Consider the following 26561-nt stretch of genomic DNA (forward strand, 5'->3'; position numbering starts at 1 on the left):
GATAGTATAATTAAGTTAATAAGTTCTGTTGTTGAAATTCACATTGTTTTATCGAAATTCAGATAGAAAAAATCCTTTTGAAATCTCTTTAAAATTTAAAACTTCCTGAGCGATCCACGCTTCATCATGTCCGAGTTCTTTAGCTAGTAATCTTGCTACTTTTTCAGAAGACTGAACTGCAGCTCTGGCGTCTAAGAATAATAAACGAACACGTCTTGCTAAAATATCATCTACAGTTCTGGCCATTTCATATCGAACCGCCCAGGCAGCTTCTGCCATTGTAAACTCATGATCAGGATGTATTTTTTCTTTTAATTCAGGTTCGTTTTGTTGCAGCTGACGTATTTTAGGAATATCTGAACCATAAATATATAAGTGGTTTTCTCTGTCTAAAGTAGTAGTAGGCTGATTTCCGTGAATAGAAAGATGTTCTGTGTTACAACCTTTTGCAGGTATTTTACGTGTTTTGATTGCTTTGTCTATAATGTCTTCGGCAATTTTTCTGTAAGTAGTCCATTTTCCGCCAGTAATAGTTATTAAGCCCGTTTCAGAAACTATGATTTTATGGCTTCTTGATACTTCTTTAGTGCTTTTTCCTTCTTCTTTTGGTGCTGCCAAAGGACGTAAACCAGCGTAAACAGATAAAACATCGGCTCTGGTTGGTTTTTTTGCTAAAAAGCGTTGTGCTGTTTCGAGTACAAATTCAATTTCGCTTTCAAGAGCGATAGGTTCTAAACTTTGTTTTTTAATTAAAGTATCAGTTGTTCCTACTACAATTCGGTTATGCCAAGGCACAGCAAATAAAACTCTTCCGTCGCTTGTTTTAGGAATCATTAAAGCATGATCGCCTGGTAGAAATGATTTGTCGAAAACTAGGTGAATTCCTTGACTTGGCACAATATATTTTTTGTAAACGGTATCGTTTAGTTTCATTATAGCATTGGTAAAAACTCCGGTTGCATTAATAATGGCAGATCCTTTTAAATCATATTTGTCTCCTGTTTCCTGATCTAATACTTGAACGCCAATAACTTGACCATTGTCGTCTTTTAATAAATTAACAACTTTACAGTAGTTTATAATACAAGCACCTTTTTCTGCAGCAGTTTGAGCAATATTTATAGCAAGACGCGAATCATCAAATTGTCCGTCATGATAAATTACACCGCTTGTTAAACCTTTTTCCTGTACGTTTGGAAGCATTTCGATTGTTTTTCTTTTCGAAATATATTTTGAGCGCCCTAAGCTTAAACGTCCGGCCAGCCAATCATATACAGTTAAGCCAATGGTATAAAAATAGCCGCCCCACCAATTGTAATTAGGGATAACAAAAGATTGGTTTTTAACTAAATGTCCGGCATTTTGTGCCATCAATCCTCTTTCCTTTAAAGCTTCTTTTACCAGGTGCACATCTCCTTGCTCTAAGTAACGCACACCGCCATGCACTAATTTTGTGCTTCTGCTTGAGGTTCCTTTGGCAAAATCTACTGCTTCGACCAAGATTGTTTTGTAGCCTCTGCTTGCAGCATCAAGAGCGGTTCCAAGACCGCTTGCTCCACCGCCTATTACAATTACATCCCACTTTTCAGTGCTTTTTAGTTTCGATAACTGTTCTGAACGTTTCATATGGTGTTTGTTTTTGTTTCTTTTTATTATTTTTATTTCTATAAAGCAAAATTAACGAAACAAAACGAAACTAAAGTAATAAAATAAGGTTTTTTTAAAATTATTTTTTTATTGTACATTTATACCTTCAAAAATCTTAATACTATCAGTCTATTATGGTTATTATAAACAAAAGACAAGAGGAGATACTTAAAGAACTGGATAAAAGCGGCTACGTAAATGTGGCGGATTTATGCGAAATTCTGAATGTTTCAACCGTAACAATACGAAAGGATTTGAATTTTTTGGAAAATGAAAACTTGCTGCACCGTACTCATGGTGGTGCGAGTAAGCAGCCTATTTACGCTTTCGAAAGAGATTTAAGTGATAAAGAAGGGCTTCAGGTGGAGCAAAAAAAGCAAATAGCAAAAGAGGCTTTAAAGTATATTAATAATTTTGATTACATCATATTAGGGTCAGGATCTAATGTTCATTACCTGTCGCAAATTATTTCTGGTTTTCAAAAACTAACAGTGATTACGCCTTCTTTAAAGGTGTCTCTGGAACTGAGCAAGGAAACAAATGTTGATACGATACAGTTGGGGGGTGATGTTCGTAAGAGTTCAAATTCTGTCATTGGGCCAATTTCTGAAGCAATATTAAAAGAATTTTCGTGTAATAAATTGTTTTTAGGAGCAGACGGACTTCATCTGGATTTTGGTTTAAGTACTTCGAATGCTTCTGAGGCGCATCTGAATCAGGTAATGATTTCGCTTGCAGAAAAGGTAATTGTACTGGTAGATTCTACAAAAATGAATGTTAGAGGCTTTGGTAAAATTTGTAATCTTGATAAAATTGATGTTTTGATTACGGATGATGGTATCGATATCGAAACCAAAACGAAACTAGAAGAAATAGGAGTAGAAGTTATAGTCGCCTCAAAATAGTATTCTCGGGATAGATGAAAAAATAAACCCGACAGTTTTTTAAATTCTGTCGGGTTTGATTTGTAATATTAACCTAGTTTTTTTTCGAAAGCTTTTCGGGCTGCTCCTCTAAAATAGACTTCGCCACAATAAGTATACTCTAATTTTTCTAAAATTTTAAGCATAGGCACATTGTCAAAGTTGGTGTCTACTTTTATGCTGTGAATATTTTTTTCGAGGCATAAACCTTCTATGTTTTTAAAAAGCTTTGTTGCAATGCCTTTTCCTTTTGCCAATTTTGATACGGCTACGCGATGTACAACGCCATAATCTCCGTTAGTAAGCCATTTTCCTTCTATATCTTCGTAAGCGGGTTCTTTATCGAATATAATGGCAGAATAGGATAAAATAGTTTCGTTTTCTGTAAGTACGTATCCGTAACCATTATTTATATCGTTGGTAATGCTAAGCTCATTAGGATAACCGTCTTGCCATTGCGAACTTCCTTCCTGGCGTCTTTGTTCGATGGCATCTTGTATGATGGTCCAAATGACTGGTATGTCGGCAATTGTTGCTTTTCTTAATAGTAATTGTTCTGCTGCGCTGCTCATTTTGTATATTTTAAATTCTAATGAGGAAGTTTATCTTTTATTAATCCGTAAAACCAAGTTCCTGCAATGGCACTTAATAAAGTAACTGCAATTACGGTTGCTCCAGTCCCAATTTGAGCAAAAAGCGGTCCCGGACAAGCTCCGGTAATGGCCCAGCCAAAACCAAATAACAAACCGCCGTAGATTTGTCCTTTGTCGAAAACTTTAGGCTGAATTTCGATTTTTTCGCCCTGAAGCGTTTTAATGTTGAATTTTTTAATGATGAAAACAGATACAACGCCCACAGCAACTGCGCTTCCAATTACGCCATACATAAAGAAAGACTGCAGATGAAACATTTCCTGAATGCGGAACCAGCTGATGATTTCGGCTTTTACGAATACAATTCCGAAAAGAATTCCAACTACAAGATATTTTAAGTTTGCGAAACCTGAATCTTTAATCTGACTTGCGTTGATTCCCTCAGTGTCTGTATTTTTATTTTCTAAATTGCTCATTTTTGAAATTTTAAAGTGAAAGAATATAAGGTAAAATCAAAAGTGACATTACAAAACCGCCAATCATAAAACAGATCGTTGCTACTAAAGAGGGCCATTGTAAATTTGAAATTCCCATTATGGCGTGTCCGCTTGTACACCCGCCGGCATAACGAGTTCCAAAGCCAACTAGAAAGCCACCAACGACAATCATAATGAATCCGCGAAGCGTTAATAAACTTTCCCAAGAGAATAACTGCGCCGGAACTAAACCAGAATGATCTGTAATTCCATAACCTGCTAATTGTTCAGAAAGTTCCGGAGTAATCTCTACCGGATTTGGATTTGATAAAAAGTAAGCAGCAATAACGCCGCCCAGAAATATTCCGAAAACGAAGAATAAATTCCAGCTTTCTTTTTTCCAGTCGTATTTAAAGAAAGGAATATTCGAAGGAATACAAGCAGCGCAAATATGGCGGAGCGAAGAACTGATTCCGAAAGATTTATTTCCGATAATCAATAAAATAGGAACAGTTAATCCAATTAACGGACCCGAAACGTACCAAGGCCAAGGTTCTTTTAAAATTTCTAGCATATTTTTTTAAGGTTCTAAGTTGCTAAGATTCTAAGTTACTAAGGTTTTTTTTTAGGTTCTGAGATACTAGGTTTAAAGGTTAAAAAAACTTAGAACCTTAGTAACTCAGCACCTTTATTTCAATACTTTACTCTGACAAACAAAATCTGATTTAGGAATTTCGGTTTTTGAGATGGCTCCAAAACCACCATCAATTTCGCTGAAATTTCTAAATCCGCGTGCCTGTAAAATAGAAGCTGCAATCATACTGCGGTAACCTCCGGCACAATGCAGAAAAAAATGTTTATTTGGGTTAATGTCTTTTACCCAGTCATTAATATAAGCCAAAGGTTTGCTGTAAGCATCTTCGATATGTTCTGCTTCGTATTCCGTTTCTTTACGAACATCAATAACTTTATCTTCTTTGATATTAAATTTATTGGCAAATTCTTCTGCAGAGATTCTGTTTACGGTATCAATTTCAAAACCGGCTTTTTCCCAAGCTTCAAAACCACCTTCAAGATGACCAATAATAGAATCGAAACCTACACGGCTTAAACGCGTAACAGTTTCTTCTTCTAAGCCCACTTCGGTTACTAATATAATAGGTTGTTTTACATCTCCAATTAAAGTTCCAACCCACGGTGCAAAATCGCCATTGATTCCTATATTAATAGACTGCGGAATAAATCCTTTTGCAAAATCGCCGCTTTTGCGTGTGTCTAAAATCAAAGCTCCGGTTTCTTCGGCAACAGCCTCAAATTCTTCGGCTTTAATAGATTTCATTCCGTTATGCAAGACCGACTCAAAGCTTTCGTATCCTTTCTTGTTCATGGCAACATTCATGCTGAAATAGGCTGGAGGAGGCAATAATCCGTCGGTTACTTCTTTTATGAATTCAGCTTCAGTCATATTGGCGCGCAAAGCGTAGTTTGTTGCTTTTTGATTTCCAATAGTCGAAACGGTTTCTTTACTCATGTTTTTTCCACAGGCACTTCCGGCACCATGCGCTGGATAAACGATTACGTCATCGGCCAAAGTCATGATTTTATTTCGCAGCGAATGATATAAAACCCCTGCCAATTGATCTTGTGTCATTCCGGCTGCTTTTTGAGCTAGATCAGGTCGGCCTACATCGCCAATAAATAAGGTATCACCAGAAAAAATCGCGTGGTCTTTTCCGTTTTCGTCAATAAGTAAAAAAGTAGTACTTTCCATAGTATGACCAGGAGTATGCAATACTTTTATGGTTACTTTTCCGACTTTAAATTCCTGTCCGTCTTTTGCCGAAATACAATCAAACTCGCAGGCTGCATTTGGTCCGTAAACGATTGGTGCTTTTGTTTCCTTGCTTAAATCGACATGTCCGGAAACGAAATCGGCGTGAAAATGTGTTTCAAAAATGTATTTCAAAGTAACATTGTCGCGCTCTAAACGATCTAAATAAGGCTGGATTTCTCTAAGCGGGTCAATAATTGCCGCTTCTCCGTTTGAAGTTATATAGTATGCACCCTGCGCAAGGCATCCGGTGTAAATTTGTTCTATTTTCATGATACGTGTTGTAAAAATGATGGGATACAAAGGTAACTTTGTTTTTTATTAAAATAGGTGACTAATGTTACAGAAATTTGATTTCTCTGTAAAAAAAATGAGTGATCGACCATATAAGTAATATAAGCTATTTTAAGCAAGATCTTATTTAGCGCAAAACTAAAATGTGCTTACATTACTTATATGGTAAAAACTGCGTAATTTTGCAGCGCACGAAAATTATGGCTATGAACACAGAAGATTTATTAAATCAGATTGCTTTTATAAAAGAGATTGATAAAGTAAAATACATTCAGCGAAAAACAAAGCTGTTTAATAGTGACAGATGTGAAAATGATGCAGAACACAGCTGGCATTTGGCTTTAATGGCAATTGTTTTGGCAGAACATTCAAATGAACCTATTGATGTTTTGAAAGTCGTAAAAATGGTTTTGATACACGATATTGTCGAAATTGATGCAGGAGATGTTTTTATTTACGATACCGTAAAAAGTCACGATAATACAGATGAAGAGCGACTAGCTGCAAATCGTATTTTTGGTTTGCTTCCAGAAAAACAAGCTGAAGAATTAATTGCCATTTGGGAAGAATTTGAAGCAGGAGAAACCAACGAAGCAAAATTTGCCAGGTCGATGGATCGCTTAGAGCCTTTATTGCAGAATACCTCTAACAATGGCGGCACCTGGAAAGAATTTGGAGTAAATTACGATAAGGTTTATGAAAAAAAGAGCGTAATTAAAAAGGGTTCAACATCTTTATGGAATTATGCAGAAGGTTTGATTAATGAAAGTGTTGAAAAAGGGATTTTGAAAAAATAATCAAAAATTAACGCATAATAAAATATAGCCTGCGGTTTCAACCGCAGGAAACGTATGGTGATACGCATTGTGTTCCCGTGGTTGAAACCACGGGCTATATTTAAGCACGCAAATCCATACGCAATCTAGGAATCGAAATGGCAAACTTTGACAAAGTTGTTAAAAAGCATAAGTGTCATTTCTACCTTTCAAAATTGTTGAAAAGTTTAACAAATATCGGGTCATAAACTTTTTTTAAAGGGGCGTTGTTCGGGTTCTAATGGTTAAATTTGTGGAACTTCATAAACAAATTACCATTATGGAAGAAATGCTCTTTTATGACCGAATGCAATTTGCCTTCACCATTACTTTTCATTATCTTTTTCCACAGCTTACAATGGGTCTTTCGCTCATCATTGTGTACTTCAAGTGGAAATACTTAAAAACCCAAAACGAACAATACAATCACGCCACCCATTTCTGGATGAAAATCTTCGCCCTGAATTTTGCAATGGGAGTTGTAACCGGAATTCCGATGGAATTTCAATTTGGAACCAACTGGGCAAAATTCTCCGAATTAACGGGAGGAATTATTGGACAAACGCTTGCAATGGAAGGAATGTTCTCCTTCTTTCTCGAATCTTCTTTTCTGGGTTTATTTTTATTTGGAGAAAAACTTCTGGGCCACAAATGGCATTTTGTAACCGGATTATTAATCATGATAGGTTCCTGGGCCAGCGGTTACTTAATTATTGCCACACATTCCTGGATGCAGAACCCGGTTGGATATGAAATTCTCGAAAACGGAAAATTTGTACTAACTAATTTTCAGGCTTTATTTCTCAATCCTTGGCTTTGGCCTTCTTATTTACACAATCAGGCCGCTTCTTTAGTAACGAGTTCGTTTGTTGTGGCCGGAATTGGGGCTTTTTATATTTTGAGTAAAAAGAATATTGATTTCGGAAAATTGTTCCTGAAAACGGGAGTTATCTTCGGATTAATTTCGAGTGTTATTGTGGCAGTTCCAACAGGAGATTTACTGGCAAAAAATGTTGTGAAATACCAACCCGTAACTTTTGCCGCAATGGAAGGGATTTTTCATACTGAGAAAAAAGGTTCTGAAATTGTTTTAATAGGCCAGCCCGATGTAAAAGATAAAAAACTCGATAATAAAATTGCCGTTCCTAATATTTTAAGTTTCCTGACTTATGGAAACTGGGAACAGGAAATTAAAGGTTTAGATCAGTTTGAAGAAGATCTGCATCCAACCAATATTTCGGGATTGTATTATGCCTATCATATTATGGTAGGACTTGGAACCGTATTTATTGGACTGATGGTACTTTCACTTTTTCAATTAATAAGAGGAAAATTGTTTGAAACCAAATGGATTTTATGGTCATTAATGTTCATGATGCCGTTTCCGTATATTGCCAATACAACAGGCTGGTACACGGCCGAATTAGGCAGACAGCCTTGGCTGGTTTACAATTTAATGAGAACCGCAGCCGGAGCTTCACCAACGGTTTCGTCCGGAAATACCTTGTTTACATTGCTTGGTTTTATAGGTTTATACCTTTTACTTGGAATGTTGTTTTTGCTTTTGGTTGGAAAAATTATTAATAAAGGACCTCATAATGTGGACCTTTCATCAGAAAAAATATAAATATGGAATTTTTTTGGTACGTAGTTTTAATGGGAATCCTGGCTGTTTATCTGGTTTTAGACGGCTACGATTTTGGAGCAGGAATTATTCATTTATTTTTTGCCGATAAAGAAAAAGATAAAAAAGCAATTACAAGCGCAATTGGTCCTTTTTGGGATGCCAATGAAGTTTGGCTTATAGCAGCTGGAGGTGTTTTGTTTTTTGCTTTCCCTACTTTGTATGCTTCGTCTTTCAGCGGTTTTTATCTGCCTTTGATTATGATTTTATGGCTTTTGATTTTCCGTGCCATCGGATTAGAGATGCGCGGACAGATTCATAATCACATGTGGGAATCGATTTGGGATAAAGCTTTCGGGATTGCAAGTTTGCTTTTGGCACTTTTCTTTGGGATTGCTTTAGGAAATATCGTTCGCGGTGTAAATCTCGGAATGGTACAAAACGGAATTTCGACTCAAGAACCTCATTTTTTCTTTTTGCCTTTGTGGAATCCTACTTTTAGTCCGCAGGCAAATGAATTAGGAATTATAGATTGGTTTACGCTTTTCTTAGGAATTGTGAGCGTTGTAGCGCTAACGATTCACGGCGCAAACTGGATTATTTATAAAACAAATTCTTCATTGAATCCGAAACTTAAAAATGTGGTTTTTAAATTGAATATTGTCTTATTGGTTTTAGTTTGCATTTCCTTGCAGATCTGGCATTTTATCGAGCCAAAACCATTTCATAATTTTGTTGAAAATCCAATTTTGTGGTTTTTTCCGCTGCTGACTTTCGTTGGAATTCTGGGATTATTTAAAGTTCGTTCGTTTAAAAAAGACGGTCACGGATTTGTATTCTCTACTTTATTTTTAGTGGGAGGATTCGCTTCGACAGCTGTTTCGATTTTTCCGAATGTTTTGCCATCAACCAATAAAGTAAACCCGTCGTTAACGATTTATAATACCGCCGCTCACGAATACGGATTAAACGCCGGATTGAGCTGGTTTTTTATCGCTTTGTTTCTTGTAATTATCTACTTTATTATTCAGTATCGCGTTTTTAGCGGAAAAATGGATGATATTGGGTATGGGGAACATTGATTTTTTGTTTGCCACGAATTGCACAAATTTTCACAAATTAAATTTGATGTCAATATAATATGAATTGCCTCCAGTTTTAACTGGAGGTTTTTTGTTTGGATTTGAATTGGGCTTTAGCCAAATTTTGCGATTTTGGCTAAAGCCTTTTTATGTAGCTTTTTTATCTCCAGCTAAAGCTGGAGGCAATTAAAAAATGATTTTGAAAATGAGATTGCTTTGTTCCTCGCAAAGACATGCGCAAAGTCATTGCGAGGAACGAAGCAATCTCACGATGTATTTCAGACAGATTTTATTATGTAGAAACGGATTTTTTATTTTTATTGAGGTTAATACTTTGGCAGAAATGCTGGATGAGCCTGTTTTGTGTAAACTGGACTATTTGTGAGTTTGTTGTTTATAATACTTTCGCTTTTTAACTAAAGCATATACAACAATGAATTACAAAATCAAAAAAGCAAGTATTGAAGATCTTAATGAAACAGCAGAACTTTTTAATCTTTATCGTGTTTTTTACCGTCAGGAATCTGATGTAGAAAAAGGGAAAGCATTTCTTAAAGAACGATTATTGAATAATGAGTCGGATATTTTTTTGGTAATTACGAACGAAAAAGCGGTTGGATTTGTACAACTCTACAAATTATTTCATTATACAAAACTGCAAAAGCAATGGCTTTTAAGTGATCTTTTTGTACATCCGGATTATCGTGGTAAAGGATTATCTGTGGCGTTAATTGACCGCAGTAAATTATGGTGCGAAGAAACGGGAGCGTGTGGTTTAATGCTGGAAACGGAAAAAACAAATGATATAGGAAATACATTATATCCTCGATGCGGATTTGAATATGACGGACTTCACAATTATTATCATTGGTGGAGAACTGATAAATAACAACAATATAGAGTACTAGAAAAATTTAAATTGAATGCAAATCCGTTTATTCCCCAAAATAAACGGATTTTTTTAGTTTCATCTTTGTCAAAATGTAAAACTTCGACAAAGATTCTACAAGTGAAACTAAATTCAAATTAAAATAAAACCTCTTTTGTAATAATGTAAAACCCCATAACGAGAACAAACCAGCCAAAAAGAGGCTTTAGTTTTGTTCCGTCAATTTTTTTAGAAAGCTGACTTCCTATAAACATTCCAAGAAGTGCCATTCCTGAAACGCCTAGTAAAAAAGTATAATCGATTGGAGTTCCAATGTATAAATCGCCTCCAAAACCTATCGAAGAATTAATGGTAATAATTAATAAGGATGTTCCAACGGCTTGTTTCATTGGTAAATTAGCAAAAAATAAAAGTGCCGGAATAATTAAAAACCCGCCTCCGGCTCCCAGAAATCCGGTTACAATGCCAACTAAAAATCCAATTAAGCTTAATTGTATGTAATTGGTTTCGGTGCTTTTTATTTCGGGTTGATTTTTTTTGATCATCGAAATCGCCGCGGTTATCATCAAAACCGAAAAGACAATCATTATTAGAAAATCTTTTGAAACGGTATAAGATGCTACGCAGAAAAGTGTCCCCGCAATTTGAGGGAAAATGACTTCGCGGATTATTAGTATAGAAATAACAGACGGAATGGCAAAATACAATGCCGATTTTAGTTTGAGATTTCCCATTTTATAATGACTGTAACTTCCAAATAATGCGGTTAATCCAACAATAAATAAGGAATAGGAAGTTGCCTGATCTGGATTTACTTTAAATAAATACACCAAAATTGGAATAGTAAGAATAGAACCGCCTCCGCCAATTAAGCCCAGTGAAATCCCAATTATAATTGAGGCAAAATATCCTAAATATTCCATTGCATTTGTTTTTATGCAAAGTTGGTTTAGAAATTAGAATTCTACAGTAACATTTATCACATACAAATGTTTTTTTGCGTAGGGATTTTTCGCCCGCGGATTTTGCGGATCAAACGGGTTGTCGCGGATTGTTAAGGTTCTGGGTGTTATATTTTAAACACATAGATACATAGAGTTACTAACTCTAAAAAAGACGTTTCACTTTCATCAACAAACATAGCTATGTGTCGAGAACCCGCAAAGCATTTCGACTTCGCTCAATGTGACAAAACAATCTGTGTAAATCTTTTAATCTGTGGCAAAAAGAAAAACAGCTTGAACCCGTTTCATCCGCAAAATCCGTGGCCCAATATTATTTTAGTAATTCAATCTGGTTGCGGTTGAGTTTAACCAAGCCTCGCTGTTCCATTTTTTTTAGTAATCTTGAAACAACTTCTCTGGAGGTATTTAATTCGGTTGCGATTTCCTGATGCGACAGGTTAACTTCAGAACAACCACAGGCATCAGAATGTCTTTTTAAGTAAAATTCCAAACGCTCATCCATAGATCGGAAAGCGATGTTATCGACAACTTCCAGAACTTCTTCAAAACGGCTTCTGTAGGTTTCAATTACAAATTCGTACCACGATCTGTGTTCCATCATCCATTTGTCCATCATTTGCAGCGGAATCATCATAACCGAAACATCTTCGACTACCTTTGCCATGATTTGGCTTTTCTCACTTTTGGCAGTACAGATCATCGAAATGGCGCAGGCTTGTCCAGGTTGTAAATAATACATTAAAAATTCGCCTCCATCTTCGCCTTCACGATAAATTTTGATTTTCCCTTTGGTTATCAAAACCGTGTTTTTTATGTACTGCCCGGTACGCATTAAAATAGTTCCGGCTTCAAAATCCTGAAGGCTTCCGTTTTCTTCAATAGTAGCAATAAGTTCGCTGGAGAAATTAGGAAAGATGGTTTTTAATGAATTTTGCATGTATTGTATTGTTTTCTTGCCACGAATTACACTAATTTATACAAATCAATTCGTGAAAATTTGTGTAATTCGTGGCAAATATTTTTAATCATAATAATCTTTTAATCTGTGGCAAAACAAATTTCAGCATGAATAATTTGTATAATTCGTGGTGGAATATTTTGTCAAAAAGAGATTAAAAATTGTAATTTTTTACAAAGATACTAGATTGCATTCGCATTAATTGTCAGAAAACTATATTTAGGATGAATTTAGTGTAAATGAAAAAATCCTATTTTCTATCGATTTTGCAGACTATATTTTTAAAAATAGTAAGTAAATTTGTAAATCACTGATTATAATAGTTTCTCTAAAACGTTTTCTGAGAATAATAATCGAAATCGCATTTGGTACGTTTTTAATTAATAGAAACGTCGTAATTTTACAAAAAACACATATTATGAATTTATCACAAGAAGATTGGGTTAATCAGCTTGCTGCTGACGAGAATGCAGTTATACTGGACGTAAGAACTGAAGACGAATTTAATGACGGCTACATTGAAAATGCTTTAAACATTGATATCAATAAAGGTCAGGGTTTTATTTATGAAATCGAAGAATTAGATAAAAATAAAAACTATTATGTGTATTGTCGTTCTGGTGCAAGAAGCGCTAAAGCATGTCAGGTAATGAATGAGTTAGGGATACAAAATGCCTACAATTTACTTGGTGGAATACTGGACTGGGAAGGCGAAACCGTACAACCATAAAAATGAAGAAGAGGCGAAAAGAGCCTCTTTTTTCATTAAAACGCTATTAATAACCAAACTAAAATTACCAGATTATGAGTTTAATACCCGAAGAATTTGAAATTAAATCCCTTATAAACCAAGAAACTTACCTTGTAAATGGAGAGTTGAAACAATGGACAGGGCAAACTACACCTGTGTTTTCGACTATTTCTTCTACAGAAAAATATACGCCAACTTTATTAGGATCGATTCCGTTTATGGCAGAGGCAGAAGCAGCAGAAGTTGTAGAAGCTGCAAACGCTGCTTATGATAAAGGACAAGGTTTATGGCCAACCATGAAAGTGGCGGATCGTATTAAATGCATGGAGAATTTCGTTAAACAAATGAAAGAAACCCGCGAAGAAGTCGTAAAGTATTTAATGTGGGAAATTGGAAAATCATTAGGAGATTCTCAAAAAGAATTTGACAGAACGGTTGAATATATTTACGATACTATTGCCAGTTATAAAGAATTAAACGGACGCAGTTCACATTTTGAGAAAGTTCAGGGTGTAAACGCCATGATTCGCCGCGGACCTCTTGGAGTTGTTTTATGTTTAGGGCCTTACAATTATCCTTTAAATGAAACTTTCTCATTGTTGATTCCTGCTTTAATTATGGGGAATACCGTGATCTTTAAACCAGCTAAACATGGTGTATTATGTATTTCACCATTATTAGAAGCTTTTAGAAGCAGTTTCCCAAAAGGAGTTATCAATATTGTTTATGGCAGAGGACGTGAAGTAGCTTCTCCAATCATGAAATCTGGAAAAATTGATGTTTTGGCATTAATTGGAAACAGTAAATCGGCGATTGCTTTACAGGATCAGCATCCAAATAAAAACAGACTTCGTTTAATTTTAGGTTTAGAGGCTAAAAACCCGGCAATTATTCTTCCGGATGCCGATTTAGATTTGGCTATCCAGGAATGTATTACAGGAACTTTATCTTTTAACGGTCAGCGTTGTACAGCTTTAAAAGTATTATATGTTCACGAATCTATTGCTGAGGAATTCAACAAAAGATTCTCTGAAAAAGTAGATGCTTTACAATTTGGAAATCCGTGGGAAAAAGGAGTTTCTTTAACACCGCTTCCGGAAACAGAAAAACCAAGTTACATTCAGGGATTAATTGACGATGCAACCAGTAAAGGCGCAAAAATCCTGAATGAAAAAGGAGGAAAACATACAGATAATTATATTTTTCCGGCAGTTTTATATCCGGTAAACAGCAAAATGCGTGTGTATCACGAAGAACAATTTGGACCAGTAGTGCCAATTATTTCGTTTAAAGATATTCAGGAACCATTAGAAGATATGGCCGAATCTAATTACGGACAGCAGGTTAGTTTATTTGGTAAAGACATTAAAACCCTTGCTCCGCTTATCGATGCTTTGGTTAACTTAGTTTGTCGTGTAAACTTAAACAGTTCTTGCCAGAGAGGTCCGGATGCTTTCCCGTTTACAGGCCGTAAAGATTCTGCAGTAGGAACGCTGAGTATTCCAGACGCTTTGCGCTCTTTCTCCATTCGTACATTTGTCGCTTCAAAAGATATCGCTTATAACAATGAAATTCTGCAGGAATTGCTAAACAGCAAAGAATCAAATTTTATAAATACCGATTATATTTTGTAGTATCAAGGTTATATATTAATTGTAGGTGCCGTCCTTTTCTTTTTGAAATGGACGGTTTTTTCTTTTTAAGATCCTTTTTAATTGTAATTTTATAAAGTTTTGTAACATTATTTTAAAAAACGGGTCATATATAAATCAGTTAAAATTATCAAACCAAAAACCAGCTTATGAAAAAAAGAGTATTTCATTTTGCATTTATTGCTTTTTTGTTTCTGACGCAGACAGGCTTTGCGCAAGAACTTTATATGCCTAGAAATATAAAAGAGGCTTACCAAAAAGGAACTCGTTCTATGGACGGAAAACCGGGAAAAAACTATTGGCAGAATCACGGAAAATATACAATGGATATTACCGTAGATGCCAAAACAAAAATAGTAAGCGGAACTGAAACTATTGTTTACGAAAACAACAGTAACAATTCATTAGATAATCTTGTTATTCGATTTGTAAATAATCTGCATAAACCTTCCTCGCCAAGAAGCGGAGAGGTAAGCGATGATTTTTTAAGCAGCGGATTAACCATTACAACACTAAAAGTTGATAATGAAGTTTATAAAGAAGATGCCAAAGGCTGGGGAACAGTAGGAACTGTAAAACTAAAAAAAGCAATTGCACCTCATTCTAAAGTAACGATTAACATCGATTGGAATTATCCATTATCTAAAGAAAGCGGCAGAGAAGGACAAATAGACGAAACTACTTTTTTCGTAGCCTACAGTTATCCTCGTGTTTCTGTTTTTGATGATTATAACGGATGGGATAAATTGCCTCACACAGATCGTCAGGAATTTTACAATGACTTTAACGACTATACTTATTCGGTAAAAGCACCAAAAAACTATGTAGTTTACGCAACGGGAGATTTCTTAAATCCAGATGAGGTTTTACAGCCGGAGTTTGCTGCACGTCTTAAAAAGTCATATATAACAGATGAAATTCTGCATATTGCAAACGAGCAGGAAATGAAAAGCGGTATTGTAACCAAACAAAATGATTGGAATATCTGGAAATTTGAAGCCAATAATATTTCTGATGTTTGTTTTGGTTTAAGCGATCATTATTTATGGGATGCAAGCAGTGTTTTAGTCGATAAAAAAACAAACCGTCGCGCGAGTATTCAGGCTGCTTATGATATTAAAGGAACTGATTTTGTAAACTCGGTTAAAAACAATCAGTTTGCTTTAGACTATTTCTCTAATAACTGGCCGGGAATTCCATATCCGTTTTCTAAAATGACAGCTTTTCAGGGTTTTGCAGATATGGAGTACCCAATGATGTGTAACGATTCGCAAATTGGAGATCCAGTATTGACACAATTAATTCAGGATCACGAAGTAGCACATACTTATTTTCCGTTTTTTATGGGAATCAACGAAACCCGTTATGCCTTTATGGATGAAGGCTGGGCCACTACTTTTGAATATTTAATTGGAATTGCCGAACACGGAAAAGAAGCCGCCGACAAATTTTATAAAAAATTTAGAGTAGAACATTACATCAACGATTTATCTACAGAAGAAGATCAGCCTATTATTTCGATGTCTACACAAGTTTCGGGTGCAGGTTACGGAAACAACTCTTACGGAAAAGCTTCTCTTTCTTATTTAGCTTTAAAAGATATGCTTGGAGATGATTTGTTCAAAAAATCGCTTCATCATTATATGGATACCTGGAACGGAAAACACCCAATTCCGTGGGATTATTTTAACTCGATGAATACAGGTTCAGGAAAAAACCTGAACTGGTTTTTTAATAACTGGTTCTTTACCAATAACTACATTGATATTTCGGTAAAAGAAGTTTCAAAAAACATTGTTTCTGTAGCAAATACGGGAGGTTTTGCGATTCCGTTTGATGTAAATGTGGTCTATGCAGATAACTCAACAGAAACGCTTCATCAAACTCCGGCAGTTTGGGAGAAAAACCAAAAAACAGCAAGAGTAGCAATTAATACCAAAAAACAAATTAAAAAAGTTACACTTGACGGCGGTATTTTTCTGGATGCAACGCCAAACAACAATACGTGGTCAACTAATTAAAGAAAGATAAAATGTCAGGAGAAAAAGATTTACAGATATTGCTCAAAAGCATGAAACCTCAACACAAATCTGGTGATTATGTTTTTTGCAAAGTAGAAAAATTAGAAAATCTGGATTTAGATAATATCGACATGATTTTTAGAGAAGAAGAGGCCGTAACGTTGATTCTTAAAAAAGAAATTGCCGAAAAATTAGATCTGGAATATACTATTGTAATGTCCTGGATAACACTTTCGGTACATTCTTCGCTCGAGGCAGTAGGATTAACGGCAGCTTTTTCAAAAGCACTTTCAGATCATGAAATAAGCTGTAATGTGGTAGCTGCGTTTTATCACGATCATATTTTTGTAAATAAAAATGATACCGAAAAAGCCCTGCAGATTCTAAATTCATTCTCAAGATAATAATGATTTTTCCGATAATGAATTGTTTTAAAAACCGCTTTTAATAGGCGGTTTCTTTTTTTAACTATGGGTGAAATAGCTTTTGTAAGAAAATTTTAATACGTTTGTAAAAATAAAAAAACACCCACAAATCGATGAAAAATTATTTAATTCTTATCATTTTGCTGTTTTCGCTGAATATTGCAGCACAAAATGATTCCAAGACCAAATTCCAAAAAAACAAATACGACTTGGCTGTTTCCTACTACAAGAAGTCAGATTTTGTAAACGCACTGGATCAATTTTCAATTGCTTCGAGAATTAAGCCAGATAATGAAATAGGACAGGAGTCTATGAAAAAGCTAGATACCCTGAAAGAAATTTTAAGAAAAGAAATTTTAGAAAAAGTAAACGGATCCTGGCTAATGACCGGCGATAAGCCAAGCTGGACACTTAATGCAAGTGAAAATTTTAAAAACAAAGATTTTGACGAAGTACTAGAAGTAAACGATAATAAAATTTTGTTTTATGAGCAGGATCGAAAAACCAAAGTAAAAAAATTGATAAAAACAGAAGATTTAGTTTACTACAATATAGACAAATCTGATGCATTGTATTCTGCTATTATTTTATCAGACGGTTCTGTATGGAACTGTACCATTGATGATAAATCTAAAGTTTTGCACTTAATTAATATTGCCAAACAAGGACAAAATGGAGTCGAAAAAATTACACAGGATAATCAGGAAGTTTATTATAAAAAAGAATTATAAACTTGCTTTTGAAATTAATGAAAAAGGAATCTAAAAAAATTAGATTCCTTTTTTATATCCGTTTTACAAGAATTTAAATCCGAGAGAAATATTGGTAACCCCGGTTTTTATTTCACCGCTGGAACTGTCAATATCAGTTAGCCCGGCAAGATATCTTACATCAAGAGTAAATCTCCAGACATCTACGCCAACGCCTCCCAGTATACTGTGATTATTTTTTTCTAATGCAATATAATTGAGATTATTACTGGTTTTAATATCCGAATAATTTTTCCAGTTATATCCCACAAACAATCGTACATTTCCAAGTTTGCCCAGCGGCAGTAATTTATATCCTGCAATTAAAGAAGCATCTGTTCCTGCCAGTTCAAATTCGGTTTCGCCAATTCCGTTTTGGTAAACACTAAAATTTGACTTTGCATAACCAAATTCACCCTGTGCATAAAAAAGTAAAAGATTAACACGTGCAAATCCTGCAAAACCAATTCCTGTATTGGTATGATCCGAGCTGAAATTTTTTGCATTGACAGAAGTAATATTAGAAGAAAATTGAGGGCCAATTTGAATTAATTGTGCAAATCCGTTCATACAAATGCACAAAAAAGAGGCAAGGAAGAGTTTTTTCATAATGCAGTTATTTGTTTTTAGATGATATAAAAATAGATATAAAAGCTTTAAAATGAAAGATTTATCTGTATTTATTTTTTGTAAATAAATACAAGTAAGTATTTTAGGTTTTTTAATTGAAAATGAAATGCATTACTTTTGAGGTAACTAGAAAGATAGTAAAAATGGAGATTAAAGAAATTAATGCCTCAGATACATGGAAGATAAGACACGAAGTAATGTGGCCGGACCAGCCTTTTGAATTTGTACAGTTAGAAGAAGACAATTCCGGATTTCATTTTGGTGTTTTCGAAAACGATACTTTAGTTTCGATAGTTTCCTGCTTTATTGAAGGAAAAGAAATGCAGTTTCGAAAACTGGCAACTTTAGAAAAGTTTCAGGGAAAAGGAATTGCTTCGCATCTTTTAAACCACATTTTACAATTTGCAAAAGAAAAACATTTAGAAAAAGTCTGGTGCAATGCACGAGCAAATAAGAAGTCTTTTTATGAAAAATTTGGAATGAAAGACACTTTTAAGACTTTTAACAAAGCTGGACAAGAATTTACGATCATGGAAATTATATTTTTGTAAATAAATTAACCTATTGGTTTTTAAGTGTATACATTTTCAAGCGTCGAAAAAAGTAAGTTTTTTAATAAAAAAAATGAATATTAAATGGATGAAAACGTTTTCGTTTTATATAACTGTTAAACCTTGTTAAAAATTCTTTTTTTGTTTTAATACTTTTACTACTTTCGCACCCAAATGAGAAAGTTAATAGTATTTCTAGTATTTATGAATTTGCTTCTGCTGGGCGGAGGCCAATATCTCAATGCGAATACTTTTTCTCATAATCATCATCTTGCACAGAAACACAGAGTTAAATTTACAAGTCAGGATCGCGGAAGCTCAATTATTGAAGATGCCGATGTTGATTTAGAAGAAGATCTTCTGGGCAGTGATGATAACGGTTTACTTACGAATAAGTTTTTTGCTGCTTCGTATAGTTTGGTAGACACTTTGTATCTGGCACTTTCAGATCAGTCTGCAGCGAATGATTCCAATCGTTTAAAAATTTCTACGCCTTTCTTTGGGCATTCAAATCCTATCTATATTACTCAGAGAGTATTAAGAATTTGATTTTATAATATACATCGGTTACCTGAGTTTTGATCTCTGCGTATCTTGCTGTTGTATATTTTTTCTACTTCTGCTTATATGAAAGTTAGGTCTGGGCAAAGGCTGACTGATGCATTTTAACATCCAAAAGGAATTTTAATTCCAAAAGCATTCAATCGCTTAATTTCCAAACTAAATCATGAAAAAAATCATTGTGTTCACAGGCTTAATGGCCTTGGTGTGCTTAACGAGCTGTACATCAAAAAAAGAAGAAAAAGAAGAAGTTGAAAAATTTACGGTTACGAATCCGATAAAAATCGATACTTCATTTACAAAAGAATACGTTTCACAAATAAAATCGGTTCGAAATATCGAATTGCGCGCCCAGGAAAAAGGGTTTTTACAAAATATATATGTTGACGAAGGACAATTTGTAAAAAAAGGACAGCTGTTATTCAAAATCATGCCTAATATGTATCAGTCTGAATTGCTTAAAGCACAGGCAGAGCAAAAATCAGTAGAAATTGAATTACAAAATTCAAAATTACTGGCTGATAAAAATATCGTTTCTAAAAACGAATTAAGTGTAGCTCAGGCAAAATTGCAATCTGCAAAAGCTGAGGTTGCACTGGCAAAACTTCATTTATCTTTTACCGAAATCAGAGCTCCGTTTGACGGAACAATCGACAGAATTCCTTTAAAATTAGGAAGTCTTATCGATGAAGGCGAATTATTGACAAGTCTTTCAGACAACAGTCAAATGTTTGCTTACTTCAATGTTTCTGAACCTGAATATATTAGTTATGAAACGCATATTAAAGACCGTGCAGATAACAAAGTGAATTTAGTTTTGGCTAACGGTGAGCTTTTTAAAGAAAAAGGAAATGTTGAGGTTATAGAAAGTGAATTTAACAATGAAACCGGAAATATTGCCTTTAGAGCAAGATTCCCAAATTCAGGGAAATTGCTTAGAAATGGTGAAACAGGGCAGGTTCAAATGATGGTGCCGCTTAAAAATGCTATTGTAATTCCACAGAAAGCGACTTACGAAATTCAGGATAAAAAATATGTTTTTATAGTTGATAAAAATGATAAAGTAAGCTCTAGAGAAATCACAATTACAGGAGAAATCCCTGATTTGTATGTAATCAAAAGCGGACTTAGTGAAGGTGATAAAATCTTACTTGAAGGTGTTCAGAAAGTAAAAGAAAACGACAAAATTAAATACGAATTTGAATCTCCTAAAAAGGTAATCAATAACCTGCGCTTAAAAGCAGAGTAAATTTTAGTGTTCAGTCGCTCCCGATAGCTATCGGGATTAGTATTCAGTTTATTTTGAAACTGTAAAATGTGCAAGAACATATTGATTTTCTTTTGGTTTAATCATTAAAAAAATATAAAAATGTTTAATAAATTTATACAAAGACCTGTATTGTCGATAGTAATATCGCTGATAATTGTCTTTTTAGGGGTTTTGTCGGTATTAAATTTACCAATTACTCAGTTCCCTACCATTTCACCTCCAATGGTGAATGTTACCGCAGATTATCCTGGATCTAACGGTGAGTTGATGATTAAGGCGGTTGTTATTCCTTTGGAAAGAGCCTTAAACGGAGTACCGGGAATGAAATATATGGCTTCTGATGCTGGTAACGATGGTGAGGCTACTATTAAAGTGGTGTTCAACTTAGGAACAGATCCAAATCAGGCAGCAATTAACGTTCAGAACCGTGTGGCTTCGGTTACTAATAAACTACCTCCTTTAGTAATTAGAGAGGGTATTAAAATTACCCGAGAAGTGCCGAGTATGTTGATGTACGTGAATCTTTACAGTACAGACAAAAATACCGACATGAAGTTCTTATATAACTATGCTGATATCAACGTACTTTCTGAATTGAAAAGGGTAAATGGTATTGGTTCTGGAGATATCTTAGGAACACGTGAATATGCAATGCGTATTTGGTTGAAACCAGATCGTATGTTAGCTTATAAAATTTCTGCTGATGAAATAATGGAAGCATTATCTAGTCAGAGTTTGGAGGCTTCTCCAGGTAAAACGGGAGAAAGTTCTGGTAAACGTTCACAAGCATTTGAATATGTATTGAAATATTCTGGACGTTTTACAACAAAAGAACAATACGAGAATATTGTAGTAAAAGCAAATCCAAACGGAGAACTTTTACGTTTGAAAGATGTTGCTAAAGTTGAATTTGGAAGCTCGATGTACGATATCTATTCTAATTTGAATGGAAGACCATCTGCCGCTATTGTATTAAAACAATCATTTGGTAGTAACGCGAATCAGGTTATTGAAGAGGTTAAAGCCAAACTTGAAAAAATCAAACAGAGATTTCCAAAAGGAATGGATTATGAAATTTCGTATGACGTTTCTAAATTCCTTGACGCTTCTATCGAAAAAGTAATTCATACGCTTGTTGAAGCCTTTATCTTAGTTGGTTTAGTAGTATTCCTTTTCTTAGGAGACTGGCGTTCTACAGTTATTCCGGCAATTGCGGTACCAGTATCGCTGGTAGGAACCTTTGTGTTCATGACATTCTTTGATATTTCATTGAACTTAATTACATTATTCGCTTTAGTATTAGCAATTGGGGTCGTCGTCGATGATGCGATTGTGGTTATCGAAGCCGTTCACGCCAAGATGGAAGAGGAACATCTCTCGCCATTTAAAGCGACTAAAAAAGCGATGCACGAAATTGCGGGGGCAATTATTGCAATTACTTTCTTGATGGCGGCGGTATTTATTCCGGTTGCATTTATGTCAGGTCCTGTGGGAGTTTTCTACAGACAGTTCTCTGTAACTATGGCAACTGCGATTATCCTTTCGGGTATTGTGGCTTTAACATTAACGCCGGCACTTTGTGCGATGATGTTAAAAAACAATCATAATCAGCCTAAAAAGAAAACACCTGCAAATAGATTTATAGATGCTTTCAACGAAAAGTTCAACTTAGCACAAGGTAAATATCAAAATCTATTAGGTAAAATTGTAAACAGAAGAGTCGTTACTATTGTGGCACTTTTAGGTTTCTGTGCCGGAACATGGTTAATAAGCAGTACTGTTCCTTCAGGATTTATCCCGAATGAGGATCAAGGAATGTTTTATGCAGTAATTCAAACACCTCCAGGTTCATCTTTAGAGAGAACTAACAATATTGCCGAGAGAGTTCAGAAAATTGCAGAAGATATCGACGGAGTAAAATCAGTTTCTTCATTAGCTGGTTACGAAATCCTTTCTGAAGGTACAGGAGCCAACTCGGGAACTTGTTTGGTTAACTTGAAAGACTGGAGTGACAGAAAAGAATCTGTTGTCGAGATTATGCATGATATGGAGGAAAAATGTAAAGATATTACGGGAGCGAATATCGAGTTTTTCCAACCGCCTGCTGTACCTGGATATGGTGCTGCCGGAGGATTTGAGCTTCGTTTGTTAGACAAAACCGGTTCTGTTGATTATAAGAGAATGGAACAGGTAAATAACGATTTTGTTGCTGAATTGAACAAACAACCGGAATTATCAAACGTATTTAGTTTCTATAGTTCTAGTTTCCCTCAGTACATGATGAAAGTCGACAATGACTTGGCACAGCAAAAAGGAGTTTCTATCGAAAATGCGATGAATACTTTGTCAACTCTTGTAGGAAGTAACTATGAGATCAGTTTTATCAAATTCGGTATCAACTATAAAGTAATCGTTCAGGCTTCGCCGGAATATCGTGCACAGCCGGATGATATCTTGAAATTGTATGTGAAAAACGATCGTGATGAAATGGTGCCTTTTTCTGCTTTTATGAAATTAGAAAAAGTATACGGACTTTCAGAAATTACGCGTCATAATATGTATACCTCAACTCAAATTAGTGGTTCACCGGCTGCGGGTTATAGTTCTGGTACAGCGATTAAAGTAATTCAGAAAATTGCTGCTGAAAAATTACCAAGAGGATATGACATTGACTGGGCAGGTATTTCTGCCGATGAGGTTGCTCAGGGTAATCAGGCTATTTGGGTATTCTTAATCTGTTTAGGATTCGTTTATCTGGTATTAGCAGCACAGTATGAAAGTTTTATTCTGCCATTATCAGTTATTCTTTCATTACCTGCAGGTATTTTTGGAGCATTCCTTTTATTAAAACTAACAGGATTAGAAAACAATATTTACGCTCAGGTTGCCATGGTAATGCTTATTGGTTTACTAGGTAAAAATGCCGTATTGATTGTAGAGTTTGCGATACAAAGACACGCAGCCGGTAAGTCAGTTTTAGATGCCGCAATGGAAGGTGCAAAAGCAAGGTTCCGTCCAATTTTGATGACTTCGTTTGCCTTTATCGCGGGATTATTGCCGCTTACATTTGCAACAGGTCCGGGTAAAATTGGAAACAGAACTATTGGTACAGCAGCTGCCGGAGGTATGCTTATAGGAACTATTTGCGGTGTATTTGTAATTCCTGGCTTGTATTTCATTTTTGCCAAAATTGCCGAAAAACACAAATTGGTAAAACATGAAGAAGAAAATCCATTAACAGAAGAAATTGATAACAATCATGTATAAAGTTAAAACATATCAATACAGTATTGCATTGGGCTTATGTCTTGCCGTGGCAGGATGTAAAGCTCCTGCAGCTGAAACAGCAAGTACAAGTGCTCCGGTTCCTGAAGCATTTGGAAGCGTAAAATCCCAGGACACAAACAATACTTCTGCTTTAAAATGGAAAGATTTCTTTAAAGATCAAAACCTGGTAGAACTTATAGATATTGCCCTGAAAAACAATCAGGAATTAAATATGACTTTGCAGGAAATTGAAATTGCAAAGAATGATATTAGAGTTCGTAAAGGAGCTTTACTGCCAACAGTTGGAGTTCGCGCTGGTGCGGGAATCGAAAAAGTAGGCCGTTACACCAGCCAAGGTGCGGGTGATGCGACGACAGAAATTAAACCGGGAGTTGAAACTCCGGATCCGTTACCGGATTACACGATTGCAGCTTATGCAAACTGGGAAGTCGATATCTGGAAAAAACTGCGTAATTCTAAAAAAGCCGCTGTAAACCGTTATTTAGCTACAGTAGAAGGTAAAAACTTTGTAATTACAAACCTTATTGCCGAAATCGCTGATAATTATTACGAGTTATTGGCTTTAGACAGTCAGCTGGATATTGTAAAACAAACTATTACATTACAATCTAATGCTTTAGAAATTGTAAAAATTCAAAAACAAGCAGCAAGAGCAACAGAACTTGGAGTTCAGAAATTCCAGGCTGAGGTTTTAACTTCTAAAAGCTTAGAGTTTGATATTTTACAGAAAATTAAAGAGAACGAAAACAAAATCAACTTTTTGTTAGGACGTTATCCGCAGGATATCAAAAGAGATAAAACCAATTTTACAGATTTGCTTCCTGCAGTTGTAAACTCTGGAATTCCATCTCAATTATTAACAAATCGTCCTGATGTTAAACAAGCAGAATTAGAATTAGTTGCTGCAAAATTAGATGTTAAGGTTGCTCGTGCAGAATTTTATCCTTCATTGGATATTTCGGCTGCTTTTGGAGTTCAGGCTTTTAAACCATCTTATTTGTTTACATTTCCTGAATCTCTTTTATATTCATTAGCCGGAGATCTTGCTGCACCTCTTATTAATAGAAATGCAATTAAAGCAGAATTTTCTAGTGCCAATGCAAGACAGCTTCAGGCATTGTACAATTATGATAAAACGATTTTAAATGCCTATTTAGAAGTTTCAACACAGCTTTCTAAAATAGATAACCTGCAAAAAGGGTACGATTTAAAATCGCAGCAAGTTGACGCCTTAAATAAATCAATTGACGTTTCGAATGACTTGTTTAAATCGGCTAGAGTAGACTATTTTGAAGTTTTAATGACACAACGTGATGCATTAGAAGCTAAATTGGAATTAATAGATACTAAAAAAGAACAATTAAATGCTGCAGTTCATGTCTATAGAGACCTGGGAGGCGGATGGAAATAATATTGCCTGTTAATTTGTAGCGAAAAAGCCTTTTGAGAGTAATCTTAAAAGGCTTTTTCAGTTTAGATTGAAAAGGTTTTACTTCAGTATATTTGTATTTCAAAAGTTATTTTATGAAGACCCTTATTAAACCAAAGGCATTAAAACGAGGTGATAAAGTTGCGGTAATATCACTTTCTTGGGGAGGCGCCGGAGAATTACCGCACCGATATGAATTTGGAAAAAAACAACTTCAGAAAGTGTTTGGACTAGAGGTTGCAGCAACTAAAAATGCTTTAAAATCCGCAGAATGGATTTATAACAATCCAAAAGCACGTGCAGAAGATTTAATGGGCGCCTTTTTAGATCAATCTATTAAAGCGATTATTACCAATATTGGAGGAGAAGACAGCGTTAGGATTCTGCCTTTTTTAGATTTAAATGTAATAGCACAAAACCCGAAAATATTTTTAGGTTTCTCCGATTCAACAATCACTCATTTTGCTTGTTTAAAAGCAGGACTGACTTCTTTTTATGGTACGTCGCTTTTGGTAGGATTTGCCGAAAATTGCGGCATGCACGATTATCAAATTCAGGATATTAAAAGAACATTGTTTTCTGCAGAACCTGTAAGAGAAATTATGCCGAATAAAGAAGGCTGGACAACAGAATATCTGGATTGGTTTGATACTTCATTATCCAATACAAAAAGAAAACTGACAGAATCTCACGGTTGGAATTTTTTGCAGGGAAAAGAAAAAGTAGAAGGAAGATTAATAGGAGGCTGTTTAGACGTTTTAGAATTTTTAAAAGGAACAGAATTTTGGCCTTCTGCAGAAGAATGGAATGATTGTATATTGTTTTTAGAGACTTCTGAAAATATGGTCGAACCAAGAGCGCTGCGATATTGGTTAAGAAATTACGCTGCACAAGGTATTTTACATCGTATAAAAGGCATTATTTTAGGTCGTCCGTACGATTTAAAATATGCCAAAGAATATAATGATGAGATTCTTAAAATTATGAAAGAAGAAAACCTCACTGATTTGGCTATTATTACCGAAATGGACTTTGGTCATACCTGTCCAACCTTTACCATCCCGTTTGGTGCATTAGCACAAATAGATTCTGTAAATAAAACGTTTAGTATTTTAGAAAACGGTGTGACAGAATAAT

24 protein-coding genes are annotated in these 26561 nt (G+C 35.1%); 16 read left to right on the forward strand and 8 right to left on the reverse strand.

Annotated elements, in window-relative coordinates:
• Positions 1-48: 48 nt before the first annotated feature.
• Positions 49-1626 (reverse strand): glycerol-3-phosphate dehydrogenase/oxidase, encoded by a 1578-nt coding sequence (locus AC1RRQ_RS12840; RefSeq protein ID WP_493023430.1) that lies wholly within the window; start codon positions 1624-1626, stop codon positions 49-51.
• A gap of 155 nt (positions 1627-1781) precedes the next feature.
• Between AC1RRQ_RS12840 and AC1RRQ_RS12845 the strand changes: the two genes are divergently transcribed.
• On the forward strand, positions 1782-2552 hold the full coding sequence (locus tag AC1RRQ_RS12845) for a DeoR/GlpR family DNA-binding transcription regulator (protein WP_493023431.1): 771 nt from the start codon (positions 1782-1784) through the stop codon (positions 2550-2552).
• Between the two features lie 68 nt (positions 2553-2620).
• Here AC1RRQ_RS12845 and AC1RRQ_RS12850 read toward each other — a convergent pair whose 3' ends face one another.
• From AC1RRQ_RS12850 to AC1RRQ_RS12865, 4 genes are all read right to left on the reverse strand, one after another.
• Positions 2621-3142, reverse strand: coding sequence for a GNAT family N-acetyltransferase (locus AC1RRQ_RS12850; protein ID WP_493023432.1), 522 nt, complete (start codon positions 3140-3142; stop codon positions 2621-2623).
• A gap of 17 nt (positions 3143-3159) precedes the next feature.
• Positions 3160-3639: a DUF6691 family protein gene (locus AC1RRQ_RS12855; protein ID WP_493023433.1), complete on the reverse strand. Its 480-nt coding sequence runs from the start codon at positions 3637-3639 to the stop codon at positions 3160-3162.
• A gap of 10 nt (positions 3640-3649) precedes the next feature.
• The gene (locus AC1RRQ_RS12860; protein WP_493023434.1) at positions 3650-4213 is read right to left on the reverse strand and encodes a YeeE/YedE family protein; all 564 of its coding nucleotides are present in this window, start codon (positions 4211-4213) and stop codon (positions 3650-3652) included.
• A 114-nt stretch (positions 4214-4327) separates the two neighbouring features.
• Positions 4328-5743: an MBL fold metallo-hydrolase gene (locus AC1RRQ_RS12865; protein WP_493023435.1), complete on the reverse strand. Its 1416-nt coding sequence runs from the start codon at positions 5741-5743 to the stop codon at positions 4328-4330.
• Between the two features lie 227 nt (positions 5744-5970).
• Here AC1RRQ_RS12865 and AC1RRQ_RS12870 point away from each other — a divergent pair, with 227 nt between their 5' ends.
• The 4 genes from AC1RRQ_RS12870 (at position 5971) to AC1RRQ_RS12885 (ending at position 10174) form a co-directional block, all read left to right on the forward strand.
• Positions 5971-6561 carry an HD domain-containing protein gene (locus AC1RRQ_RS12870; RefSeq protein ID WP_493023436.1) on the forward strand — a complete coding sequence of 197 codons (591 nt, stop codon included), beginning with the start codon at positions 5971-5973 and terminating at the stop codon, positions 6559-6561.
• A 298-nt stretch (positions 6562-6859) separates the two neighbouring features.
• A complete protein-coding gene (locus AC1RRQ_RS12875) occupies positions 6860-8206 on the forward strand; it encodes a cytochrome ubiquinol oxidase subunit I (RefSeq protein WP_493023729.1) in 1347 nt (448 codons plus the stop codon).
• Positions 8207-8208: 2 nt separating this feature from the next.
• On the forward strand, positions 8209-9285 hold the full coding sequence (gene cydB / locus AC1RRQ_RS12880; RefSeq protein ID WP_493023437.1) for a cytochrome d ubiquinol oxidase subunit II: 1077 nt from the start codon (positions 8209-8211) through the stop codon (positions 9283-9285).
• 433 nt (positions 9286-9718) lie between these two features.
• Positions 9719-10174: a GNAT family N-acetyltransferase gene (locus tag AC1RRQ_RS12885; RefSeq protein ID WP_493023438.1), complete on the forward strand. Its 456-nt coding sequence runs from the start codon at positions 9719-9721 to the stop codon at positions 10172-10174.
• A 137-nt stretch (positions 10175-10311) separates the two neighbouring features.
• On the opposite strand, the gene AC1RRQ_RS12890 is transcribed toward AC1RRQ_RS12885, so the two are convergent.
• Positions 10312-11097, reverse strand: a complete 786-nt coding sequence (locus tag AC1RRQ_RS12890) for a sulfite exporter TauE/SafE family protein (RefSeq protein WP_493023439.1) — start codon at positions 11095-11097, stop codon at positions 10312-10314.
• A 352-nt stretch (positions 11098-11449) separates the two neighbouring features.
• A complete protein-coding gene (locus tag AC1RRQ_RS12895) occupies positions 11450-12076 on the reverse strand; it encodes a Crp/Fnr family transcriptional regulator (RefSeq protein WP_012026836.1) in 627 nt (208 codons plus the stop codon).
• A 439-nt stretch (positions 12077-12515) separates the two neighbouring features.
• Here AC1RRQ_RS12895 and AC1RRQ_RS12900 point away from each other — a divergent pair, with 439 nt between their 5' ends.
• The 5 genes from AC1RRQ_RS12900 to AC1RRQ_RS12920 all read left to right on the forward strand — a co-directional run bounded on the left by AC1RRQ_RS12900 (position 12516) and on the right by AC1RRQ_RS12920 (position 17677).
• Positions 12516-12827, forward strand: coding sequence for a rhodanese-like domain-containing protein (locus AC1RRQ_RS12900; protein WP_493023440.1), 312 nt, complete (start codon positions 12516-12518; stop codon positions 12825-12827).
• 74 nt (positions 12828-12901) lie between these two features.
• On the forward strand, positions 12902-14482 hold the full coding sequence (locus AC1RRQ_RS12905) for an NADP-dependent glyceraldehyde-3-phosphate dehydrogenase (protein ID WP_493023441.1): 1581 nt from the start codon (positions 12902-12904) through the stop codon (positions 14480-14482).
• A 167-nt stretch (positions 14483-14649) separates the two neighbouring features.
• On the forward strand, positions 14650-16521 hold the full coding sequence (locus AC1RRQ_RS12910; protein WP_493023442.1) for a M1 family metallopeptidase: 1872 nt from the start codon (positions 14650-14652) through the stop codon (positions 16519-16521).
• Between the two features lie 11 nt (positions 16522-16532).
• Positions 16533-16925, forward strand: a complete 393-nt coding sequence (locus tag AC1RRQ_RS12915; protein ID WP_493023443.1) for an ACT domain-containing protein — start codon at positions 16533-16535, stop codon at positions 16923-16925.
• Positions 16926-17059: 134 nt separating this feature from the next.
• Positions 17060-17677: a hypothetical protein gene (locus tag AC1RRQ_RS12920; RefSeq protein ID WP_493023444.1), complete on the forward strand. Its 618-nt coding sequence runs from the start codon at positions 17060-17062 to the stop codon at positions 17675-17677.
• A gap of 63 nt (positions 17678-17740) precedes the next feature.
• Here the strand turns inward: AC1RRQ_RS12920 and AC1RRQ_RS12925 are convergent, their stop codons facing one another.
• Entirely contained in the window at positions 17741-18304 is a 564-nt protein-coding gene (locus AC1RRQ_RS12925; RefSeq protein WP_493023445.1) for a putative outer membrane beta-barrel protein, read from the reverse strand.
• A gap of 164 nt (positions 18305-18468) precedes the next feature.
• Between AC1RRQ_RS12925 and AC1RRQ_RS12930 the strand changes: the two genes are divergently transcribed.
• The 6 genes from AC1RRQ_RS12930 (at position 18469) to AC1RRQ_RS12955 (ending at position 26560) form a co-directional block, all read left to right on the forward strand.
• Positions 18469-18876: a GNAT family N-acetyltransferase gene (locus AC1RRQ_RS12930; protein WP_493023446.1), complete on the forward strand. Its 408-nt coding sequence runs from the start codon at positions 18469-18471 to the stop codon at positions 18874-18876.
• A gap of 174 nt (positions 18877-19050) precedes the next feature.
• The gene (locus tag AC1RRQ_RS12935) at positions 19051-19425 is read left to right on the forward strand and encodes a hypothetical protein (protein WP_493023447.1); all 375 of its coding nucleotides are present in this window, start codon (positions 19051-19053) and stop codon (positions 19423-19425) included.
• A 178-nt stretch (positions 19426-19603) separates the two neighbouring features.
• Positions 19604-20686, forward strand: a complete 1083-nt coding sequence (locus AC1RRQ_RS12940; RefSeq protein WP_493023448.1) for an efflux RND transporter periplasmic adaptor subunit — start codon at positions 19604-19606, stop codon at positions 20684-20686.
• A gap of 120 nt (positions 20687-20806) precedes the next feature.
• Positions 20807-23974 (forward strand): efflux RND transporter permease subunit, encoded by a 3168-nt coding sequence (locus AC1RRQ_RS12945; RefSeq protein ID WP_493023450.1) that lies wholly within the window; start codon positions 20807-20809, stop codon positions 23972-23974.
• Entirely contained in the window at positions 23967-25406 is a 1440-nt protein-coding gene (locus tag AC1RRQ_RS12950) for a TolC family protein (protein ID WP_493023451.1), read from the forward strand. Before AC1RRQ_RS12945 ends, AC1RRQ_RS12950 begins: the two co-directional genes overlap by 8 nt.
• Before the next feature lie 113 nt (positions 25407-25519).
• Positions 25520-26560 carry a S66 family peptidase gene (locus AC1RRQ_RS12955; protein WP_493023452.1) on the forward strand — a complete coding sequence of 347 codons (1041 nt, stop codon included), beginning with the start codon at positions 25520-25522 and terminating at the stop codon, positions 26558-26560.
• Position 26561: the final 1 nt, after the last annotated feature.

Source organism: Flavobacterium sp. GW821-FHT12A05, from assembly GCF_058807735.1.

Bases quoted from the DNA above. Each gene is read 5' to 3' on its own strand.
- AC1RRQ_RS12840 (WP_493023430.1), bottom strand. From the start codon at position 1,626: ATGAAACGTTCAGAACAGTTATCGAAACTAAAAAGCACTGAAAAGTGG.
- AC1RRQ_RS12845 (WP_493023431.1), top strand. From the start codon at position 1,782: ATGGTTATTATAAACAAAAGACAAGAGGAGATACTTAAAGAACTGGAT.
- AC1RRQ_RS12850 (WP_493023432.1), bottom strand. From the start codon at position 3,142: ATGAGCAGCGCAGCAGAACAATTACTATTAAGAAAAGCAACAATTGCC.
- AC1RRQ_RS12855 (WP_493023433.1), bottom strand. From the start codon at position 3,639: ATGAGCAATTTAGAAAATAAAAATACAGACACTGAGGGAATCAACGCA.
- AC1RRQ_RS12860 (WP_493023434.1), bottom strand. From the start codon at position 4,213: ATGCTAGAAATTTTAAAAGAACCTTGGCCTTGGTACGTTTCGGGTCCG.
- AC1RRQ_RS12865 (WP_493023435.1), bottom strand. From the start codon at position 5,743: ATGAAAATAGAACAAATTTACACCGGATGCCTTGCGCAGGGTGCATAC.
- AC1RRQ_RS12870 (WP_493023436.1), top strand. From the start codon at position 5,971: ATGAACACAGAAGATTTATTAAATCAGATTGCTTTTATAAAAGAGATT.
- AC1RRQ_RS12875 (WP_493023729.1), top strand. From the start codon at position 6,860: ATGGAAGAAATGCTCTTTTATGACCGAATGCAATTTGCCTTCACCATT.
- cydB (WP_493023437.1), top strand. From the start codon at position 8,209: ATGGAATTTTTTTGGTACGTAGTTTTAATGGGAATCCTGGCTGTTTAT.
- AC1RRQ_RS12885 (WP_493023438.1), top strand. From the start codon at position 9,719: ATGAATTACAAAATCAAAAAAGCAAGTATTGAAGATCTTAATGAAACA.
- AC1RRQ_RS12890 (WP_493023439.1), bottom strand. From the start codon at position 11,097: ATGGAATATTTAGGATATTTTGCCTCAATTATAATTGGGATTTCACTG.
- AC1RRQ_RS12895 (WP_012026836.1), bottom strand. From the start codon at position 12,076: ATGCAAAATTCATTAAAAACCATCTTTCCTAATTTCTCCAGCGAACTT.
- AC1RRQ_RS12900 (WP_493023440.1), top strand. From the start codon at position 12,516: ATGAATTTATCACAAGAAGATTGGGTTAATCAGCTTGCTGCTGACGAG.
- AC1RRQ_RS12905 (WP_493023441.1), top strand. From the start codon at position 12,902: ATGAGTTTAATACCCGAAGAATTTGAAATTAAATCCCTTATAAACCAA.
- AC1RRQ_RS12910 (WP_493023442.1), top strand. From the start codon at position 14,650: ATGAAAAAAAGAGTATTTCATTTTGCATTTATTGCTTTTTTGTTTCTG.
- AC1RRQ_RS12915 (WP_493023443.1), top strand. From the start codon at position 16,533: ATGTCAGGAGAAAAAGATTTACAGATATTGCTCAAAAGCATGAAACCT.
- AC1RRQ_RS12920 (WP_493023444.1), top strand. From the start codon at position 17,060: ATGAAAAATTATTTAATTCTTATCATTTTGCTGTTTTCGCTGAATATT.
- AC1RRQ_RS12925 (WP_493023445.1), bottom strand. From the start codon at position 18,304: ATGAAAAAACTCTTCCTTGCCTCTTTTTTGTGCATTTGTATGAACGGA.
- AC1RRQ_RS12930 (WP_493023446.1), top strand. From the start codon at position 18,469: ATGGAGATTAAAGAAATTAATGCCTCAGATACATGGAAGATAAGACAC.
- AC1RRQ_RS12935 (WP_493023447.1), top strand. From the start codon at position 19,051: ATGAGAAAGTTAATAGTATTTCTAGTATTTATGAATTTGCTTCTGCTG.
- AC1RRQ_RS12940 (WP_493023448.1), top strand. From the start codon at position 19,604: ATGAAAAAAATCATTGTGTTCACAGGCTTAATGGCCTTGGTGTGCTTA.
- AC1RRQ_RS12945 (WP_493023450.1), top strand. From the start codon at position 20,807: ATGTTTAATAAATTTATACAAAGACCTGTATTGTCGATAGTAATATCG.
- AC1RRQ_RS12950 (WP_493023451.1), top strand. From the start codon at position 23,967: ATGTATAAAGTTAAAACATATCAATACAGTATTGCATTGGGCTTATGT.
- AC1RRQ_RS12955 (WP_493023452.1), top strand. From the start codon at position 25,520: ATGAAGACCCTTATTAAACCAAAGGCATTAAAACGAGGTGATAAAGTT.